This is a genomic window from Rhizobium sp. BK377 (assembly GCF_014193935.1).
In the GTDB taxonomy this organism is placed as follows: Bacteria; Pseudomonadota; Alphaproteobacteria; order Rhizobiales; family Rhizobiaceae; genus Rhizobium.
Genome location: NZ_JACIAC010000005.1, coordinates 73310 through 92703, shown reverse-complemented (window position 1 = coordinate 92703; position 19394 = coordinate 73310). Strand labels below are relative to the sequence as shown.

The following is a 19394-nucleotide window of genomic DNA, read 5'->3' as shown; positions in this document are numbered from 1 at the left end:
AATCGGCATTGCTGATAACTGGCCTAGAACGACTGGCCTATGCCGGCATAAATTCCATAATCCGTCCCACCATCGTACTTGTTCAGCGGTACGGCAAAATCAAGCCGGAGTGGGCCGAAAGGGGTTGCATAGCGGACACCAGCGCCCGCACCGGCTCTGATATCGGAAAAATCAGGCGCGATGCCGTCCGAAACCGTGCCCACATCGATGAAAGGAACGATGCCGATCGTGTCGGTGATCTTGATGCGCGCCTCGAAGGAGCCGGTCACGTAGGAGCGGCCGCCGGTCGCGTCATTGTTTTCGTTATAGGGCGAAATCTCCTGATAACCGTAGCCGCGCACAGAGCCGCCGCCGCCGGCAAAGAAACGCTGGGTGGCGGGAATATTCTCGACACCGCCGCCGCCGATCAGCGTGCCGGCTGCGAGCTTGCCAGCCAGGACGACGCCGTCTTCGGCACCGAGACCGAGATAACCTGATATCGAGCCCTCGAAAGCCGAATAGACCGTGCCGTTCATGAACTCATAGCCCGGTTTTGCGGACAGCGTGGCGTGGTAGCCCCCGGTCGGATTGTATTTGTCGTCGCGGGCGTCGCGATCGTAGGTGATCGGCAGCGTGAAGGTCAGATAATTGTTGTTGCCGAACGCATCGTCGTCGTTCTCGAAGCTCACCTCGCCGGCTGCGGAAATAGTGTCCTGATCCGTCAATTCGTAGGAGAGGCCGAGCGAGGCAGTGACAAGCTTTGCATTATAGGCGTCCGGATTTTCCGTCTTCGCGACGATGCCGGCCTTCAAGGTGGCGGACGGATGGATGAAAGCCGGTTTCGTGAAGAGGATTCCGGCGGAGTAATCGAGATCGCCGAGGTCGGACGCTTCGCCGAGCCGCGAAACGGCGCCTTCGATGCGCAGCGATTCTGCCCCCCCGAACAGGTTGCGATGGCCCCAGTAGCCGTTGACGCCGAAACCGTCGATCGTCGAATATTGTGCGCCGATGCCGAGGTAGCGCCGCTTACCTTCGGAAACTTCAATCGTCATGGGCAAGGTACCATCGGAGGCCAGTGCGTCACCCTCGTGGATCGTCACGCTGGAGAACACGCCAAGCGCCCGCAGGCGCTCGCCCGCCTTCCTCAGCGCTACGGGCGAATAGGCTTCGCCCTTCCGCAGGCGGGAGTAGCGCTGGATGAATTCCGGCTTGACCCTTTCCTCGCCAGTCACGCCGACGTCGCCGATCGGTGCAACCGGACCACCTTCGGCAGCGAGAACGATATCGACGGTATTCTTGCTATGGTCGGCGACCACGCGTCGTTCGGTCAGTTTGGCAAAGGGCCTTCCTTCGCTTTTCAACTGGTCGACGATCGTATCGCCGGCCTTGATGATGGCCAGTGAACCAGCCTGCTCGCCGGGAGCCAGATCGTAATCGGCGGGATTGCGGTGCGCAGCATCGCCGCCGAATTGCACTTCATTCACGGTGAAGATCGGGCCAGGGGCTACATCCACTTTCACTGGGACGGGCTTTGAGCGGTCAAAAGTCGGGTTCGGCGGCAGATCGTCTATGTTGCGGCCGTCGATGGTGATCGTCACCACGCCGCCGTAGCGCGCCTTTTCGTAGAGTGTGGCGATCAGCCTGTCGCGGTCGTCGCGGGCTTTCACGACGACGCCTAGATCCCCCGAAACCGGACGGTTCTTATCGCCGACAAGACGAGAGCTGTTCTCCAGCGCCTCTTTGAGGTCGCTATCTGCCGTTCCAGTTTCGAGGTCGACGTCATAGCGCACAGGATCGGGCACCTGCAGGTTCTCGTCCTCGTCCTTGCCGAATATGGTGATGCCAAAAAGCTTGAATGCGTAAGCGTTGCCCGCGAGGACGGGTGAAAACGCAGCCGCAGCTGCGACCACCATCACGGCGCCTGCTCGATACGCAATACCAGTTTTCAGGCCCGTCCCTCTAATCCGCATCCGCCGCTTTTGGGTTATATTAAAATCAAGCTCTGCGTTGCCCAGCCGATAGCAAGCTTAGCGACAAAATCGCGCCACGTGTACCAATTTAATCTGCTGGCGCACTAATTTAGTACAAAAAAATCCCGGACGTGGTCCGGGATTTCCATCTTTTCCATTCTGATTGCAGATATCAGCGGCAATCGTCGATGTAGCGGCGACCATACTGGTCTCGGTAATAGCATTGGCCGGGCTGCTCTGCGACCCTGCCTATCAACGCACCCGAAACGCCACCGATCGCCGCACCGACCGCCGCGCCGCGCACATTGCCGGTGACTGCGCCGCCGATGATGGCGCCCGACGCCGCGCCGATACCGGCACCTTGTTGTGTGGGCGTGCAGCTTGCGATCGAAAGGCCGACCAATGCGAGTACGAGGATTTTTTTCATCTCTTCTCTCCGAGGTTTTTTGGCGCCCCAGTGGGCGGATGTCGTCCCTAACCTGTTTTTTGTCAGGCTAGCCCGGAAACTATGTCGCAAGAAAGGCTTGTCCACTACCGCGGAGCTTTTTTCGTAAGGCGCGGGTTTCTTTCCACGATTAAAAGCGGATTTTCCGCCGGAATTGACGTCGATCAATTTCCCCGATCACGGCTCGTATATTTTTTATCTGGAATCATTCAAAAGTCGGCGCCTTTTGCCGCAGTTGATGTTAAATCAGAGACGTAAGGGTTGACGTCCGGTTGTCGTCTCAGCAAGAAACAGCCGTACGAACTGGAGCATATGATGGATTTCGAAGCGTTTTTCAAAAACGAGCTGGATGGGCTTCACACTGAAGGCCGTTACCGCGTTTTTGCCGATCTGGAACGCCATCGCGGTAACTTTCCGCGTGCGACGCGCCACACGGCGAACGGCGAACAGGAAGTGACCGTCTGGTGCTCCAACGATTATCTCGGGATGGGCCAGCACCCCAAGGTGATCGAGGCGATGAAGGAGGCCATCGATCACTGTGGCGCGGGTGCGGGAGGCACCCGGAATATCTCTGGCACCAACCACTACCATGTTCTGCTCGAGCAGGAGCTCGCCGATCTGCACGGCAAGGAAGCCGCGCTGACTTTCACGTCAGGCTATGTTTCCAACTGGGCAGCGCTTGGCACGCTCGGTGCCAGGATCCCTGGCCTCATCATTTTCTCCGATGCTTTCAACCATGCCTCGATGATCGAGGGTATTCGCTACGCCAAGTGCGAGAAGGTCATCTGGAAGCACAATGACGTGGCCGACCTCGAGGCCAAGCTGGCCGCTGCCGATCCTAAAGCGCCGAAGCTCATCGCCTTCGAATCCGTCTATTCGATGGACGGGGATATCGCTCCAATCAAGGAAATCTGCGATCTTGCCGACAAGTATGGCGCCATGACTTATCTCGATGAAGTGCATGCCGTCGGCATGTACGGTCCGCGCGGTGGCGGCATTGCCGAGCGTGAAGGCCTGATGGACCGCGTCACCGTCATCGAAGGCACGCTTGCCAAGGGTTTTGGCGTCATGGGCGGTTACATCGCAGCTTCCGCGGCGCTCTGCGATTTCATCCGCTCTTTTGCATCGGGCTTCATCTTCACGACGTCGCTGCCGCCGGCCCTCGCTGCCGGCTCGGTCGCGTCGATCCGGCATCTCAAGGCAAGCCCCTTCGAGCGGGCTCGTCATCAAGACCGCGTGCGAAAGTTGCGCACGCTGCTTGACCAGCAGGGTATTCCGCATATGCCCAACCCAAGCCATATCGTACCGGTCATGGTCGGCGATGCCTCGAAATGCAAGTGGATCTCAGATCTGCTGCTCGACAATTGCGGCGTCTATGTGCAGCCGATCAATTACCCGACGGTACCGAAGAAAACCGAGCGCCTGCGCATCACGCCGACGCCGCTGCATTCGGATGCCGATATCGAGCATCTCGTCGGCGCGCTGCATTCGCTCTGGTCGCGCTGCGCGCTTGCCCGTCACGTCGCCTGAAGTCACGTCGCCTGATTTTTCAGGAAAATTTCTTTATCGGATGAGCCCGGCAGCCCGCTGCCGGGCTTCCTTATCTGCGGCGAAGACATCGTCCATCGTCGCGGCCGCCGGCAGATCAATGAGATCGTCCATCACTTTCTCAGTAATCTCGGCCATGGCGAGGAAGGGCAGGCGGCCCTCGATAAAGGCTTCGAGCGCGACTTCCTTGGCGCCGTTGAGCACCGCGCCCTGCACGCCGCCGCGCGTCATGGCCAGCCGGGCAAGCCGCAAAGCTGGGAAACGTTTTTCATCGGGCGCCTCGAAATCCAGCCGCGCGAGCTTGGCGAAATCCAGCCGCTCGATCGGCAGGTTCGCCCGGCGCGGGTGGGAAAGGGCATAGCCGATTGCGGTGCGCATATCCGGTGCGCCGAGCTGGGCCAGCACGGAGCCATCCGTATAGCCGACCATCGAATGGATGACCGATTGCGGATGGACAATCACCTCCACCTGCTCGGGGCGCAGGCCGAAAAGGTGCTTCGCCTCGATCATCTCCAGCGCCTTGTTGAACAGCGACGCACTATCGATGGAAATCTTCAGGCCCATCGACCACCTCGGATGGGCGCGTGCGGTTTCCACCGTGACATCGGCCATTTCCTCCAGCGAGGATGTGCGGAACGGACCGCCCGATGCCGTCAGAATGATACGTTCAACGGCATGGCGCTGGTTTTCCTCCAGCACCTGAAAGATCGCATTGTGTTCGCTGTCGACTGGCAAGAGCTTGCCGCCGCCTTTTTTCACCGACTCGATGAAAAGATCGCCTGCCGAAACGAGACATTCCTTGTTGGCGAGCGCGATATCGGCACCGCGGCGCGCCGCGGCAAGCGTAGGAGCAAGACCAGCCGTGCCGACGATAGCTGCCATCACCCAGTCGGCCTCGCAGTCTGCTGCCTCCATCATGCCGGATTTGCCGGCAGCGACCGCGATGCCGCTGCCCGACAGTTCGCTCTTCAGTGATTCGTAGTGGCGGTCATCGGCGATGACGGCAAGGCGCGCGCCTGATGATCTTGCTTGCTGCGCCAGCAATTCGACATTGCCGTTGCCGGTCAGGACGGAGATTTCGAAACTTTCTCGGGCGCCCAGATGATCGACGACATTGAGCGTATTTTGGCCGATCGAGCCGGTCGAACCGAAGATACTAAGGCGCCGAGGCGCAATCATGCTCGTCATCATAGTCGATTTCGCAAAAAATTGCATATCCGGCATCGGCTCTACAGGGGATCGGAAGTGGCAGCAAGTGTGCGATGCAGCAAATTTCAGCTCCAGAGGGGTTTACATAGCTTCGCCACGGTGTGATCCTGATAACGTTCCTCACGGGGATGATCATTTGCTGAGGCCGGTTACGGTCGAAAGGCAAATCCGCTGGGCGCTGATGCGTCCGACGAGCAACCGGCAATTTGCGCCACCGGCCGCGGGCCATAACAAATCGAAGACGGAACCGGGATTGCGTGCATGCGCCGTCCTTCATTGCGTTCGACGCGAGCGCTTCCACGTCCGCTCTGTGCTTGTCGGTGCGCGATCGATGTGAAGTTCAAACGGTGCGACATTATGACGAAAATAAAGATTGCATGCTTTGTTTTTGCCCTTCTGCCTCTGGCCAATCCGGTATTTGCGGATGATCTGGTGATCTGGTCGCCGGTGAAGGTGTCCGCCCGCTCCTACAAAACAACGGTGGGGTTCCGCCTGCCGATGGAATGGGAGACGAGCGCCGGCGCAGATCTCGCGCTGGCCTCGAACAAGAACGGGACACCTCTGCCGGATTCCGGCCAGGCGATGCTCTGGGGCAAGCTGCAGAAGGTTAGCGTTACGCCGGCCAGCCGTGCGCAGCAGGATGTGACGCTGCAGGTCGACACGTTGCGCGGCAGCGGTGCGCTTATGCTTAGCCGCTCGCGCAGTTGGATACTCTCCGACTCGCTCGACATGCAGACGACGCGCACGGTAAGCCTCGGTTACAACGCGGTCGATGCGCGGCAGGCGACGGTGTCGGCTTCGCAGGCGGTCAAGCTGATCTATCCGTGGACCGGCACATCTATCTCTGCCGGCAGCAGCATCAGTGATACCAATGGCGATTTTTCCAGCACCGTTGGCGTCAACCAGAATATCCTGCCTAATCTCGGACTCAGCGCGTCCGTGTCCGATCCGCTTTCGACGGGGCGGACGGGAAATGTGAATTTGAATTATCAGCTTCACTGGTAAGCGAAACCAAAGCCCCGTCAGATGCGTTTCTTCCCACCAGCAAGGAGGACAGAACGATGGTCTTCAAGGAACAGACATTTCATGGCCATCAGCCAGAAGCTGAGGCCGAATATGCCAATCGCGCGACGTTGGAAGCTGCGGTTGCAAATGCGCTGGCTGTCGCCGGTGGTATAGATGCCGCCGATGTCGAGGTTACGGCCGAAGGCGACGAGATCGTTTTGAGCGGCAGTGTCGGTACAGTCGATGAAATCGAGCGGGCAACTGTCATCGCCAGAGCAGTTGAGGGCGTGCACACGGTTCGAAACCGCATTTTGCTTGCGGGTTCGATGAGCGACGTTCGGCATTAGCCATTAAACAAACATTCGACTTCCGCTATTCAGTATAACGGCATCGGCTCCTCGATGTTGGGGCTGCAGATCGGTCCTTATGAGGCAGACGGCGCATTTGTCTTTCGACGCTCAATCGCCACTGATGGTCTGGCGAAAACCGCGCCCATTCCATTGCTGTAATCCTCCGATGGAGCTGCGCATCCGGCTCCCCACTTCAAGCCATGGCTCAGCTGATCAGCCGAAGCGCTCGGTCAGGAAATCGGCGGGGGCTTTTTCACCGACAAGCCGATCGGTCTTCGGCGTCGTGACCGAGCCATGAGGCTGGTAGCTGATGGCTAGCAGCAGGCTGCCGGCGATTGCACAGCCAATTGCAAGGAGGGTCATTCGAATACGCATGACGGACACTCCTGTTTTTCCGTTAAAACGCGGGGGAAATTCCGAAGTTCCTCGTGTTTCAGAACAGCAAACCCTGGCTGGTCTCCAGCCAGGGTTTTCATGCCTTAGCGGCAGACCCGGGTCTTTTCGATCACGATATGGCCGTGCCTATGGAAGCGTTCCGTGCGGGTAAAACAATCATGCGAGACGCGGCGCGGCGGCAGGTGGCGGCGGTAGTAGGGACGCTCCATCATGCGGTCATATCCGTATCCGTCGTTGTCGGTTGTGATGGTTACACTGGCAGCCTGGGTAGGAAGAGCACCTGCGAGAATGGTAGCCGCAACACATGCGGAAGCGATGGCGATATTCTTCATGACTAGCCTCTCTTTCTAAGTTGGTCGGGAGATGAACTCGAACGAAGCGCAGTCAGTTCAATCACATAGCGTTACCAATTATGTCGATGGCAACCTTTGCCCGCCCGAAATCGTTCTCGTGTCGAAGAAGCCGGAGACATCGTCATGGGACAAATCGGAAGGGCCGTCACACTGGCCGTCGGACTTGCCGGCGGCACGCTTTTCTCGCAGGCGCCGGAATTCGCCCAGCAATATCGCCAGCGCATCGGTGGGGCAATCGATGAGCTCAAAATCATCGTCGACGACTTCACGAAACAGGCGGCCGACCATCATCTCGATCGTCAGCAAGCACTCGAGGTCTATGCCCGTTCTACCGACGACTTCCTACGCGATCGCGGCCTTTCGATGCGCGGTACGCTGGAGCGCTATGAGCGTCTCGTCACCCAGCAATCGGATCTAGGCAGCGCGACGCCGGTCGCCAAGCCCCTCATTCTCATGGGCAGCGCTGATGAAGGGATACTTGCCAATACATGGCGTGACTTCGTGCCCGGGGTCCCCGTAAGCTTCGCCGGCCTCGTCTGGGCAGCGATCGGCTTCTGTGGCGGGTGGATCGTCGCGGCGCTGTTTGGGAAGGGCGTAAAGCACGCGGCCCGATGGCAACCTGCTTATCGGTAAGAGGCTCTCGCGCGGAACTATCGCGCAGTTTCTTCCGAAGTCACCGGCGGCTTGTGAGGAGGAAGGAGATGGATTTTCTCGGCTTTAGCGTTCAACCAGTCAAAGCCTCGGAAATAGCCCTCATCTCCATTCGTTCGCTTCAAAATCTCTTTTCGGTATGGCTCCAAGATCTGATAGCACTTCTGAATGCTACTTGCGTAACTTGGAATGAACATCTGCCGGAGCGCGAAGCGTCTTTGAAGCAGCAATCCGGCGATATCGTAGCTGGCCGCAACATCTCTTGCCGCAGCCCAATCATCCCCATTCCATTCTTCAAATGACTTGTCGGCTAAATCGAGGATGACGCGCGTTCTAGCTGCTTGAATCCTTGGTTCCTGCAAGAGCTTAACGAGCTCCAGGTTGCCGGCTGTTTTCACTTGATTATAGGCGAAGCGAGCCGCCGCAATTGCCACGACAAAAAGGGCCACTTGTGAAAGAAAGTAGGCCGCTTCCAGGTAATCTCTTGATCCTTTGATAATCTCCAGCATGGCTTTTTATAGGCTCTCAGTTGATTTTGCGGCAAAGATCAACCGCGGCGAATCGGCTTGACTGACGCGGATTCTGTTCATCATCGCAGCTGCGCGCCAGAATTTTTCTCTGTGTCGCATGGATATCGCCGATATTGCAGGGAATCACCGGGAAATGCAGGCAACCTAACTGCAACGTTAATGCGATACTGGGGCAGATGATCTGGGCTAGGCGCTTGAAATTAATGGTGATCCCGGCGCGATTCGAACGCGCGACCCCCAGATTAGGAATCTGGTGCTCTATCCTGCTGAGCTACGGGACCACTTGGATGCCATGCATACAAAAGGCTTGGCGTTAAGCCAAGCCCTTTCAGTATATCCAATGTCGTTTCGCTTCAGGCGCCGAGGCGCTGTTCGGCGAGGCGCACCCAATAAGAAATACCGTGGGCGATTGCATCGTCGTTGAAGTCGTAGGCGGGGTTATGCAGACCGGCAGTGTCGCCATTGCCGATGAAGATGAAGGCGCCGGGGCGAGCGTTCAGCATGTAGGAGAAATCCTCGCCGCCCATCATCGGATCGACCTCAGGATTGACGTTGGCTTCGCCGGCTATGTCGCCGGCGATGGCGACGGCGTGCTCCGTTTCATCCGCATGGTTGAAGGTGACGGGGTAGTTGCGGTGGAAGTTGATATCGGCTTCCGCGCCATGGGCGAGGCAGATGCCATCGACCACTTGGCGCAGGCGTGCTTCGGCTTGGGCGCGCACCTTGTCATCCAGCGTGCGGATCGTGCCGGCGAAGGTTGCGTCATTGGGTATGACGTTATGGGCGAAGCCGGCATTGAACTTGGTGACGGAGACCACGACCGAGCGCAGCGGGTTGACGCTGCGCGAGGCGATCAGTTGCAGGTTTGTGACAATCTGTGCGCCGATGGCGATAGGATCGATCGTACGGTGCGGCTGGGCCGCATGGCCGCCGCGGCCCTTGATGGTGACGGTGAACTCGTCGGTCGCCGCCATGATAGGGCCTTTGCGGGTGGCGAACTGGCCGACGGGCAGACCCGGGAGATTGTGCATGCCGTAAACCTCTTCAATGCCGAAGCGCTCCATCATGCCGTCCTTGACCATCAGGTTGCCGCCGCCGCCGCCTTCTTCGGCGGGCTGAAAGATCACAGCGACATTGCCATTGAAGTTGCGGGTCTCTGCGAGATATTTCGCTGCACCCAGCAGCATGGCCGTATGGCCATCATGACCGCAGGCATGCATCTTGCCAGGTGTTTTCGATGCCCAGGGTTTGCCGGTGATTTCGGTGAGCGGCAGGGCATCCATATCGGCGCGCAGGCCCACCGTGCGGCTGCCGTCGCCTTTGCCCTTGATGAGACCGACAACGCCGGTGCGGCCGATGCCGGTGACGATTTCGTCGACGCCGAATTCTTTAAGCTTTTCAGCAACGAAGGCGGCCGTATTTTCGACTGCGAAAAGAAGTTCCGGCCGTGCATGGATATGGCGGCGCCACTCTGCGACTTCGTCCTGAAGTTCGGCGGCTCTATTCAGAATCGGCATTCTTGGCTTCCTGTGAGTGAAATGCGTGGGGCCTGTCTGAAAGCATCACGGGGCGTGATGCCTTGGAAATAACTTAGTCAATGACCTTTGCCATGTCATAGCCATATAGGGTAAATAGGGGAAGGTTTCGAGATAATTCCCTGAAGGACGAGCACTTGTCGACGCGCCACGATCGTTTGTTCGCCGCTTTGCGGCCCTTTTCTTTTATAGCGACAGCAACGGCGGTTCTTGTCTCGTCCGTTACACTTGCTCACGCCAATCCGCATATTCTCGTCGACGTGCAGACCGGCCGCGTGCTGGAGCATGAAGAAGCCTTCCGCAAGTGGTATCCGGCTTCGCTCACCAAACTGATGACTGTCTATACGGTTTTCGATGCGATCCGATCCGGCCAGATCAGTCTCGACACCCCCGTTGTCATGAGCAAGCGGGCCGCGTCTGCGCCGCCGGCAAAGATGGGTTTCAAGCCGGGCCAGAAATTCACGCTCGACAGCGCGTTGAAGATCCTGATGGTGAAGTCGGCCAATGACATCGCCGTTGCCGTTGCGGAAGCGGTCGGCGGCACCCAGGAAGCTTTCGTCGTGCGTATGAATTCCGAGGCGGCGAAGCTCGGCATGACGGATTCGCATTTTGTCAATCCGAACGGCCTGCCGGGCAACGGGCAATATACAACGGCCCGCGACCTTGCGATTCTGACGGTGGCGCTGCGCCGCGACTTCCCGCAATATGCCGGCTATTTCTCGCTGGAAGGTTTTACGACCGGCAAGCAGAACGTTCCGAACATCAACATGCTGATCGGCCGCTTTGCTGGCGCCGATGGCATGAAGACCGGCTTCATCTGCGCGTCTGGCTTCAATCAGATCGGTTCTGCGACACGTAACGGTCGTACGCTGGTGTCGGTCGTTCTCGGTACCGACAGCCTGGCGGCCCGCGCCGACGCCACCGCAAATCTGCTCCAGAAGGGCTTTACCACGCAATTTGCGGCGAACGATACGCTGGGCTCGCTGAAGCCTTACGGTCCCGGGCAGGACCAGGTGAATGACATCACGGCCGATATCTGCAGCGCAAAGGGCGCAAAAGTGCGTAGCGAAACGCGCGACGAGGTTGGCCGCATGAAGGTGCAGTCACCCTATATCCACGAGATGGATCATGAGCCGCAATTCGTGTTCGCGGGCCTCATTCCGGGCCAGGATGCGCAGCCGGTCGCCCAGAACGACAAGTCTGCCAAGGGCGATGCAGTCGAAGCACTCGCCAACGTACCGGTTCCGCTTCCGCGGCCGACATCCTTCTAAGGAAAAACCATGAGCACGTTTAGCGACAAGATTCCGGTCACCATCCTGACCGGCTTTCTCGGCGCCGGAAAGTCGACGCTGCTGAATCGCATCCTCAAAGATCCCGCCATGAAGGATGCAGCCGTCATCATCAATGAATTCGGCGATGTTGGTATCGACCATCTGCTGGTCGAAAGCTCAGGCGATTCCATCATCGAGCTCTCCGATGGCTGCCTCTGCTGCACCGTGCGCGGAGAACTGGTCGACACGCTGGCAAACCTCATGGATGCGGTGCAGACGGGCCGCGTGAAGCCGGTTAAGCGCGTGGTCATCGAAACCACCGGCCTTGCCGACCCGGCTCCTGTCATGCAGGCGATCATGGGCAATCCTGTCATCGCGCAGAATTTCGAGCTGGATGGTGTGGTCACTGTTGTCGATGCCGTGAATGGCCTGCAGACACTCGACAATCATGAGGAGGCGCGCAAGCAGGCGGCTGTTGCCGATCGGCTGATCGTTTCGAAACGGAACATAGCCGGCGATACGGATGCACTGATGGCACGTCTGCATGGCCTCAATCCGCGCGCCGCCATCATGGATGCCGACAGCGATGCGGCAGGCTCGGCGCGTATTTTCGTCAACGGGCTTTATGATCCCGGTACAAAAATCGCCGATGTCCGCCGTTGGCTGCATGATGAGGAAGAGCACAAGGGGCACCATCATCACCAGCATGGCCACGATCATGATCATGGGCATCACCACCATCACGGCCACGAACATCAGGACCCGCACGACGTCAACCGTCACGATGCTTCGATCCGCTCCTTCTCGATCATCGAAGAGAAGCCTATCGATCCCGTGGCGCTCGAAATGTTCATCGATCTCCTGCGTTCGGCGCATGGGGAAAAGCTCTTGCGCATGAAGGCGATCATCGCGACGTCCGACCGGCCGGAGCGACCGCTGGTGTTACATGGCGTTCAGAGCATCTTTCATCCGCCGGTTCGGCTTCCAGCCTGGCCGGATTCCGAGGACCGGCGCACGCGCATGGTGCTGATCACCAAGGATCTGCCTGAGGCTTTCGTGAAGGATCTTTTCGACGCGTTCGTGGGCAAGCCGCGGATCGATGCGCCGGATCGGGCAGCCCTCAGCGACAATCCGCTCGCCATTCCGGGCATGCGGATCTGACGATCATCCCTTGCGGATCAGGAAACGGTGGCCGCGCTCGGTCTTTTCGGTGCTGATAAGCTCGTGGCCGTCTTCATTGCAGAAATGCGGGATGTCGATGACGGCAAGCGGATCGCTGGTATCGACGAGGATCGTTGCGCCGCTCGGCATAGACCTCAGCTTCTTGCGCGTCTTGATGACGGGAAGTGGGCATTTCAGCCCGCGCAGATCATAGAGAACGGCGTCCAAGCCGATCAGTTCCTGGCCCAAAACTTCCAGAACGGCTTCTTGGTGGCGTCGGCGGTTTCCTGCGGCGCGGGTTCAGGCGCGGCATAGGCCAGCGGGTTTTGCATCGGCACCGGAATATTGGCTGGCAGCGCTGCGGCAACGGTCGCAGCCTGAGCCTGCGTCGTCGGCGTAGCGGCAGCTGCGGTCTTTGCAGTCACGCTCTTTGCGGCCTGATTGGCCAGCATGTCTTCGAGTTCGGCAACCTTGACCATGCGGCCGGCCTCAAGCGACGTGCCGGTTGGAGCATAGGCGAGTTCGCGGCCCTTGCGCAGCTTGGCGACGACAGCCTTACGTTCTGCTTCCGTCGGGTCGTACCAGGCAAGCCCGTCATATTTTTTCAGGGCCGCCTGGTATTCGGCATCATAGGTCTTGCCGTACGAAGCGAGAGCGGCTGTCAGCGCTGGCGGCGTCGACATGGCCGGGCACGCGCCGGCCGGATTGAAGCTGCCGCCGTTGATGGCCTGCTGGTTGAAGACGTATTTCTTCTCGCAGACGTTCACTTCCGGCGGGCGCTTGGTGACTTCGAAATTGTCGTAGCCGACCTTCAGCATCTTCCAGAAATCATAGTTTGGGTCGAGGCGGTGCTTGACCATGTTCTCGGCCGTCATGCGGAAGGGGAAGGCCTGAAGCTGGACGCTCTCCTGGCCGCCCTTGAAGGCGTCACGGGCAAAGGCGTAGATTTCCAGAACCTGCTGATCGGTCATGGAATAGCAGCCGGAGGATGAGCAGGCACCGTGGATCATCAGATCGCTGCCAGTGCGGCCGTTGACGGCGTCATAGCGGTTCGGAAAACCGGTATTGATTGCCAGATAATATTTGGAATTGGGATTCAGGTTGGCGCGGCTCAGGTTGTAGAAGCCTTCCGGCGCCTGCCGATCGCCGGTCTTGACCTTCGGACCGAGCTTGCCGGACCAGGCGCAGATCTTGTAGCCGGCGATCTTCTCAAACCGGTTGTCCGTCTTCGCCTTCCAGACTTCCAGCGCACCTTCTTCCTTGAAGATGCGGATCATGATCGGCGAGTTGCGGTCCATGCCCTTGGCCGACATGTCGGCAAGGATATGGGCGGGAAGCGGCTGTTCCACCTTGTTCTTGACGGTCGAAAGGTCGATGCCTTGAGCCGATTCCAATGCGTCATTGCAGCCGGTCAGAGCCAGCGCCATGAGTGAAACATAGGCAAAATGACGTATGCGCATTCAATCAGCCCATCAAAAATGCGACCCAACCCGCTTATGGAAACCGGCGTAGCGCGGAATCATAGGCGGCTTATACTTGATAAATCCTTACCAGCCTATGACTTGCGCGGACGTGTCCTGCAAGCGCAATGTTACAGATAACATTATTGTGGCCAAGATTTGGCCCCAATCGGCTGCGCCGGTTTGTGGAACTTACAGATTGCGGCCCATGGCGAGGAATTTCTGGCGGCGGTCGTTGCGCAACTGTTCGCCGGAGCGGGAAGCCATTTCGGCCAGCGCATTGGCGATGACGTCGCCCGTCGCGGCGATGACGCTGTCGGGATCACGGTGTGCGCCGCCGAGCGGTTCGGGGATGATGCCGTCGATGACGCCGAGCCCCTTCAGGTCTTCGGCAGTGATCTTCATGTTGGTCGCCGCTTCCTTGGCGCGGGTGGAATCGCGCCAGAGAATCGAGGCGGCACCTTCCGGCGAGATGACGCTGTAGATCGAATGTTCGAGCATGTAGACGCGGTTGCCGGTGGCGATCGCGATCGCGCCGCCCGAGCCGCCTTCGCCAATGACGATCGAGATCAGCGGCACCTTGACGGCGAGGCACATTTCGGTCGAACGGGCGATGGCCTCGGCCTGACCGCGTTCTTCGGCGCCGACACCCGGATAGGCGCCTGCGGTATCGACGAGCGTGATGACCGGAAGCTGGAAACGATCGGCCATTTCGAGGATGCGGATCGCCTTGCGGTAGCCTTCGGGACGGGCGCTGCCGAAATTGTGCTTCAGGCGGCTCTTGGTGTCGTTGCCCTTTTCCTGGCCGATGACGGCGACCGGCTGGCCGCGGAAGCGGGCAAGACCAGCCTGGATGGCGGCATCCTCGGAAAACTTGCGGTCGCCGGCAAGCGGCGTGAATTCCTGGAAGAGCGTCTTGGCATAATCGACGAAATGCGGACGCTGCGGGTGGCGCGCGACCTGCGTCTTCTGCCAGGCGTTGAGCTTCGAATAGATCTCGACGATTGCCTCGCGGACGCGGACTTCGAGCCTGCCGACTTCGTCGGAGGTGTCGATGCTTTCGTCTTCCGTCGCCAGCTTCTTAAGCTCGATGATCTTACCTTCGAGGTCGGAGATCGGCTTTTCGAAGTCGAGATAGTTGTGCATGAGGTGCGTTTCCGTTCCTTGTGCGCGGGGCAGTTTCCTGGTTCCGTCCCTTGTCGCCGGTCCTATTCGTGCTTTTTCGCCTGTTTTGCAAGGGGGTGGTGCGTATGGACGAGTTGCAGGAGCCGTTCTTCCAGAACATGCGTATAGATTTGTGTCGTCGAAATGTCCTGATGGCCGAGAAGTTCCTGAACCACGCGCAGGTCCGCGCCATTAGCCAGAAGGTGGCTCGCGAAGGCGTGTCGCATGACATGCGGAGAAATCATGGAAGGCGTCAGGCCTGCGCGGATCGCCAAAGTCTTGAGATCTCGGGCGAAGACCTGTCGCGGGAGGTAGCCTTCCTTCGAGGCAGCGGGGAATAGCCAGGGGCTGTCCTGGGGCTGTTTTGATGCGGCGTTTTCGGCCGCCAGCATACGGCCGTAGGCTTTCAGCGCGGCAATTGCCGATTGGGAAAGCGGTACCAGCCGCTCCTTGTTGCCCTTGCCGCGGATCATCAGGAAACGGCCTTCCTGATCGAGAACGCGGGCGGGAAGCGAGACGAGCTCGCTGACACGCATACCCGTGGCATAGAGCAGTTCCAGCAGTGCCAGCATGCGCATGCGGTAAAGCTGGCCGGCGGCAGGGTCAGCGGCCTCGGTTTCTGCCTGAGTAAGCAGCTTGGTCACTTCATTGACGCCCATCGTCTTCGGCAGGGAGCGGCCCTTCTTCGGTGCGTCGAGAATGCTGGTCGGATCGTCGGTGCGTAGGCCCTCGGCATAGAGGAACTTGTAGAACTGGCGCATGGCGGCAAGGCGGCGGGCCTGCGAGGAAGGCTTGAAACCCTGCGCGGACAGCGAGCCAAGATAAGCGCCGAGATCGCCGGATGCCGCCTCTGTCAGGCGGATGCTGCGGCCGTGCAGGAAGGAGCGCAGGTCGTCCAGATCGCGTTCGTAGGATTGCAGCGTATTGACTGCAGCACCCCGCTCGGCACTCATCATTTCCAGGAATGACTCCACATGGACGCGGCCGAGGTCCTTCATCGCGTCACTTCTTCGTGGTGTTGATGGTGCCTGTCGAGGGCGGGTTTACCCGCTCGGAAGGGATGCGGATCGTCACATCCCGCTCCTGCGGCTCGACGAAGGTGACGAGCGCCCACATCGCTCCATAGATCAATCCGGCAATGACCGCCAGGACGGACAGGAAACGGATCAGGCTCGGCATCCGGCTACTCCTTAGAACTGCTTCTGTTATAAGAAGCATGTTTGCAAGTGCAAGAAGGCGCAGTGAGACCATGATTCCCTTGCCCGCGACTTGACGCTACACCCGCATTTGTCGATACCGTTTGCAAACAAAGTGTGAATGGACCGATGAGTGAACCCCCAGTTTCCGTTGCAGACAGCCTGAGAGATAGAGCTCGCGCCGCGCTCGGTTCACGCAATCTCATCCTCGTCGGCCTCATGGGAGCCGGAAAATCCTCGGTCGGTCGCCTCGTTGCGCACCAGCTCGGCATTCCCTTCATCGACAGCGATATAGAAATCGAGCGCGTCTCGCGCATGACGATCACCGAGCTTTTCGCCGCTTATGGGGAAGAAGAGTTTCGGGCGCTCGAAGCTCGGGTGATGAAGCGTCTGCTGAAGGGCGGCCCGCGTGTCGTCTCTACCGGTGGCGGCGCCTTCATCAATGCCCGCACGCGCAAGCATATCAAGAAGGGCGGCCTTTCGGTCTGGCTGAAGGCAGATCTCGACGTGCTCTGGGATCGGGTCAATAAGCGCGATACACGTCCGCTGCTGAAGACCGAAAACCCGAAGCAGACGCTCGAAAATCTGATGAATGCCCGCTACCCCGTTTATGCGGAGGCCGATCTCACGGTGCTTTCGCGCGATGTGCGTAAGGAAGTCATGGCCGATGAAGTGCTGAGAGCCGTGGTCGAGGCTCAGAAAGAAAGTGCAGTATCATGAACACGATCACGTCAGCTTCCGCCGTCCGCAAGGTGCATGTGCCGCTTGGCGAGCGAGCCTATGATATTATGATCGGGCCGGGGCTGATCGCACGTGCCGGCAGTGAGATCGCCTCGCGGATCAAGGGCCGCAAGGCCGCGATCGTCACCGACGAGCATGTGGCACCGCTTTATCTCGATGCCTTGAAGGCAAGTCTGGATGCTGCAGGCATCGCCTCGGCGTCAGTCGTCTTGCCGGCCGGCGAGAAGACCAAGAGTTTCGAGCATTTGATCAATGTCTGTGATAAGGTTCTGGAAGCCCGCGTTGAACGCAACGACTACGTCATCGCGCTCGGTGGCGGCGTCATGGGCGACCTCTCGGGTTTTGCCGCCGGCATCGTCAGGCGTGGTGTGCGTTTCGTACAGGTGCCGACCTCGCTGCTCTCCCAGGTTGATTCCTCCGTCGGCGGCAAGACCGGCATCAATAGCCGCCACGGCAAGAATCTCATCGGTGTGTTCCATCAGCCGGATCTGGTTCTTGCCGATACCGATGTCCTGAATTCCCTGAGCGAACGCGAATTCCGCGCCGGTTATGCCGAAGTCGCCAAGTATGGCCTGATCGACAAGCCGGATTTCTTCGCCTGGCTGGAGAACAACTGGCAGGCGGTCTTTGCCGGTGGCTCGGCTCGTATCGAAGCGATTGCGGTGAGTTGCCAAGCCAAGGCAGATGTCGTGGTTGCCGACGAGCGGGAAAACGGCCAGCGGGCGCTGCTCAATCTCGGCCACACCTTCGGCCATGCGCTGGAGGCCGCGACCGCCTATGACAGCAGCCGGCTGGTCCATGGTGAAGGCGTTTCGATCGGCATGGTGCTGGCGCATGAATTTTCGGCGCGTATGAACCTTGCAAGCCCCGACGACGCCCGCCGTGTCGAGGCGCACCTGAAGGCCGTCGGCCTGCCGACACGCATGTCGGAGATCCCAGGGATCCTCCCGCCGGCCGAAGTGCTGATGGATGCGATCGCGCAGGACAAGAAGGTCAAGGGCGGCAAGCTCACCTTCATTCTCACCCGTGGCATCGGCCAGTCTTTCGTCGCCGATGACGTGCCGGCTTCCGAAGTGATCAGCTTTCTCAAGGAAAAACATCCCTGATGTCAGTCGAGGGCACCCTGGCGTTTTTATCGGTCTACTGGCCGGAGATCATTTCGATCGCGGCCCTGGTATTGATGTCTGCCTTCTTTTCGGGATCCGAAACCGCGCTGACCGCTGTTTCGAGAAGCCGGATCCATACGCTGGAAGCCAATGGCGATGAGCGTGCCGGTCTCGTCAGAACCCTCATCGAGCGTCGTGACAGGCTGATCGGTGCGCTGCTGATCGGCAACAATCTCGCCAACATCCTGTCGTCGTCGCTGGCTACAAGCGTGTTTCTGGGAATCTTCGGCAATTCCGGTGTGGCGCTGGCAACTCTTGCCATGACCATTATCCTGGTCATCTTCGCGGAAGTCCTGCCGAAAAGTTGGGCGATCTCGACGCCGGAGCGTTTTGCCCTCACCGTTGCGATACCGACGCGGATATTCGTCGCCGTGGTCGGTCCGATTTCTTCCTTCGTCAATGGTATCGTTCGCCGGATCCTCGGCCTTTTCGGAATCAATCTGTCGCGCGAAGTTTCGATGCTGTCGGCACACGAAGAGTTGCGAGGCGCTGTCGACCTGTTGCATCGCGAAGGCTCGGTGGTGAAGGCGGACCGCGACCGCCTCGGCGGTGTGCTCGATCTGGGTGAGCTCGAGCTTTCCGATATCATGGTCCACCGGACGGCGATGCGCGCGATCAATGCCGACGATCCGCCGGAGTCAGTGGTTCGGGCGATCCTCGAAAGTCCCTATACGCGTATGCCGCTGTGGCGCGGTACGATCGACAACATCATCGGTGTCGTGCACGCCAAGGATCTGCTCAGGGCGCTCGCCGAGCCGAACATGGAGCCACAGCAGCTCGATATCGTGAAGATCGCCCAGAAGCCCTGGTTCGTGCCCGACAGCACCAAACTCGAAGATCAGCTCAATGCCTTTCTGCGCCGCAAACAGCATTTCGCCGTTGTCGTAGACGAATATGGTGAGGTGCAGGGCATCGTTACGCTCGAGGATATTCTCGAAGAGATCGTCGGCGACATCTCGGACGAGCATGATATCGACATGCAGGGCGTACGACAGGAGGCCGACGGTTCCATCGTCGTCGATGGCGGCGTGCCGATCCGCGATCTCAATCGTGCGCTCGACTGGAACCTGCCGGATGAAGAAGCGACGACGATCGCCGGTCTCGTCATCCATGAATCGATGACCATTCCCGAAGAGCGGCAGGCCTTCACCTTCTACGGCAAGCGCTTCGTCGTCATGAAGCGGGAGAAAAACCGCATCACCAAGCTGCGCATCCGTCCCGCTGAGGAAGACGAGACTAAACCCGCCTGAACAAGATTTCCGTT

At 59.1% G+C, this 19394-nt stretch carries 21 protein-coding genes and 1 tRNA gene; 9 read left to right on the top strand and 13 right to left on the bottom strand.

Annotation, left to right across the window (positions count from 1 at the left end; translation table 11 throughout):
* Positions 1–23: 23 nt before the first annotated feature.
* Positions 24–1949 carry an autotransporter assembly complex protein TamA gene (locus FHT92_RS20090; protein ID WP_183828670.1) on the bottom strand — a complete coding sequence of 642 codons (1926 nt, stop codon included), beginning with the start codon at positions 1947–1949 and terminating at the stop codon, positions 24–26.
* Positions 1950–2121: 172 nt separating this feature from the next.
* Positions 2122–2376, bottom strand: a complete 255-nt coding sequence (locus FHT92_RS20085; protein ID WP_183749516.1) for a YMGG-like glycine zipper-containing protein — start codon at positions 2374–2376, stop codon at positions 2122–2124.
* Between the two features lie 333 nt (positions 2377–2709).
* Between FHT92_RS20085 and hemA the strand changes: the two genes are divergently transcribed.
* Entirely contained in the window at positions 2710–3924 is a 1215-nt protein-coding gene (gene hemA, locus FHT92_RS20080; RefSeq protein ID WP_183749657.1) for a 5-aminolevulinate synthase, read from the top strand.
* 33 nt (positions 3925–3957) lie between these two features.
* Here the strand turns inward: hemA and dxr are convergent, their stop codons facing one another.
* On the bottom strand, positions 3958–5133 hold the full coding sequence (gene dxr, locus FHT92_RS20075; protein WP_183828667.1) for a 1-deoxy-D-xylulose-5-phosphate reductoisomerase: 1176 nt from the start codon (positions 5131–5133) through the stop codon (positions 3958–3960).
* Between the two features lie 375 nt (positions 5134–5508).
* Between dxr and FHT92_RS20070 the strand changes: the two genes are divergently transcribed.
* Positions 5509–6156: a hypothetical protein gene (locus FHT92_RS20070; protein WP_183829200.1), complete on the top strand. Its 648-nt coding sequence runs from the start codon at positions 5509–5511 to the stop codon at positions 6154–6156.
* Between the two features lie 56 nt (positions 6157–6212).
* Positions 6213–6503 (top strand): BON domain-containing protein, encoded by a 291-nt coding sequence (locus FHT92_RS20065; RefSeq protein WP_183828664.1) that lies wholly within the window; start codon positions 6213–6215, stop codon positions 6501–6503.
* Positions 6504–6719: 216 nt separating this feature from the next.
* On the opposite strand, the gene FHT92_RS20060 is transcribed toward FHT92_RS20065, so the two are convergent.
* A complete protein-coding gene (locus FHT92_RS20060; protein WP_183828662.1) occupies positions 6720–6881 on the bottom strand; it encodes a hypothetical protein in 162 nt (53 codons plus the stop codon).
* 104 nt (positions 6882–6985) lie between these two features.
* Positions 6986–7234, bottom strand: a complete 249-nt coding sequence (locus FHT92_RS20055) for a hypothetical protein (RefSeq protein WP_183828659.1) — start codon at positions 7232–7234, stop codon at positions 6986–6988.
* A 144-nt stretch (positions 7235–7378) separates the two neighbouring features.
* Here FHT92_RS20055 and FHT92_RS20050 point away from each other — a divergent pair, with 144 nt between their 5' ends.
* The gene (locus FHT92_RS20050) at positions 7379–7888 is read left to right on the top strand and encodes a DUF2937 family protein (RefSeq protein ID WP_183828656.1); all 510 of its coding nucleotides are present in this window, start codon (positions 7379–7381) and stop codon (positions 7886–7888) included.
* A gap of 17 nt (positions 7889–7905) precedes the next feature.
* Here FHT92_RS20050 and FHT92_RS20045 read toward each other — a convergent pair whose 3' ends face one another.
* The 3 genes from FHT92_RS20045 to FHT92_RS20035 all read right to left on the bottom strand — a co-directional run bounded on the left by FHT92_RS20045 (position 7906) and on the right by FHT92_RS20035 (position 9953).
* Entirely contained in the window at positions 7906–8415 is a 510-nt protein-coding gene (locus FHT92_RS20045; protein WP_183828654.1) for a hypothetical protein, read from the bottom strand.
* 225 nt (positions 8416–8640) lie between these two features.
* Positions 8641–8717, bottom strand: a tRNA-Arg gene (locus tag FHT92_RS20040).
* A 72-nt stretch (positions 8718–8789) separates the two neighbouring features.
* Positions 8790–9953, bottom strand: coding sequence for a M20 aminoacylase family protein (locus FHT92_RS20035; RefSeq protein WP_183828651.1), 1164 nt, complete (start codon positions 9951–9953; stop codon positions 8790–8792).
* A 155-nt stretch (positions 9954–10108) separates the two neighbouring features.
* Here FHT92_RS20035 and FHT92_RS20030 point away from each other — a divergent pair, with 155 nt between their 5' ends.
* Entirely contained in the window at positions 10109–11242 is a 1134-nt protein-coding gene (locus FHT92_RS20030; RefSeq protein ID WP_183749575.1) for a D-alanyl-D-alanine carboxypeptidase family protein, read from the top strand.
* Positions 11243–11251: 9 nt separating this feature from the next.
* Entirely contained in the window at positions 11252–12403 is a 1152-nt protein-coding gene (locus FHT92_RS20025) for a GTP-binding protein (RefSeq protein WP_183828648.1), read from the top strand.
* 3 nt (positions 12404–12406) lie between these two features.
* Here the strand turns inward: FHT92_RS20025 and FHT92_RS20020 are convergent, their stop codons facing one another.
* From FHT92_RS20020 to FHT92_RS20000, 5 genes are all read right to left on the bottom strand, one after another.
* The gene (locus FHT92_RS20020; protein ID WP_183749577.1) at positions 12407–12631 is read right to left on the bottom strand and encodes a sulfurtransferase TusA family protein; all 225 of its coding nucleotides are present in this window, start codon (positions 12629–12631) and stop codon (positions 12407–12409) included.
* Positions 12632–12636: 5 nt separating this feature from the next.
* A complete protein-coding gene (locus tag FHT92_RS20015) occupies positions 12637–13863 on the bottom strand; it encodes a murein L,D-transpeptidase family protein (protein ID WP_183749578.1) in 1227 nt (408 codons plus the stop codon).
* Positions 13864–14055: 192 nt separating this feature from the next.
* Positions 14056–15009 carry an acetyl-CoA carboxylase carboxyltransferase subunit alpha gene (locus tag FHT92_RS20010; RefSeq protein WP_183828644.1) on the bottom strand — a complete coding sequence of 318 codons (954 nt, stop codon included), beginning with the start codon at positions 15007–15009 and terminating at the stop codon, positions 14056–14058.
* Between the two features lie 62 nt (positions 15010–15071).
* The gene (gene xerD, locus FHT92_RS20005; protein ID WP_183828641.1) at positions 15072–16025 is read right to left on the bottom strand and encodes a site-specific tyrosine recombinase XerD; all 954 of its coding nucleotides are present in this window, start codon (positions 16023–16025) and stop codon (positions 15072–15074) included.
* Positions 16026–16029: 4 nt separating this feature from the next.
* Complete coding sequence (locus FHT92_RS20000) at positions 16030–16206, bottom strand: hypothetical protein (protein WP_007822234.1); 177 nt, start codon at positions 16204–16206, stop codon at positions 16030–16032.
* A gap of 146 nt (positions 16207–16352) precedes the next feature.
* Here FHT92_RS20000 and FHT92_RS19995 point away from each other — a divergent pair, with 146 nt between their 5' ends.
* Genes FHT92_RS19995 through FHT92_RS19985 form a run of 3 tightly spaced genes read left to right on the top strand, consistent with a single transcriptional unit; the run spans position 16353 to position 19380 of the window.
* The gene (locus tag FHT92_RS19995) at positions 16353–16943 is read left to right on the top strand and encodes a shikimate kinase (protein WP_183749581.1); all 591 of its coding nucleotides are present in this window, start codon (positions 16353–16355) and stop codon (positions 16941–16943) included.
* The gene (gene aroB, locus FHT92_RS19990) at positions 16940–18070 is read left to right on the top strand and encodes a 3-dehydroquinate synthase (RefSeq protein ID WP_183828638.1); all 1131 of its coding nucleotides are present in this window, start codon (positions 16940–16942) and stop codon (positions 18068–18070) included. The genes FHT92_RS19995 and aroB overlap by 4 nt, the downstream gene beginning before the upstream one ends.
* Positions 18070–19380: an HlyC/CorC family transporter gene (locus FHT92_RS19985; RefSeq protein ID WP_183828635.1), complete on the top strand. Its 1311-nt coding sequence runs from the start codon at positions 18070–18072 to the stop codon at positions 19378–19380. Before aroB ends, FHT92_RS19985 begins: the two co-directional genes overlap by 1 nt.
* Positions 19381–19394 lie beyond the last annotated feature (14 nt).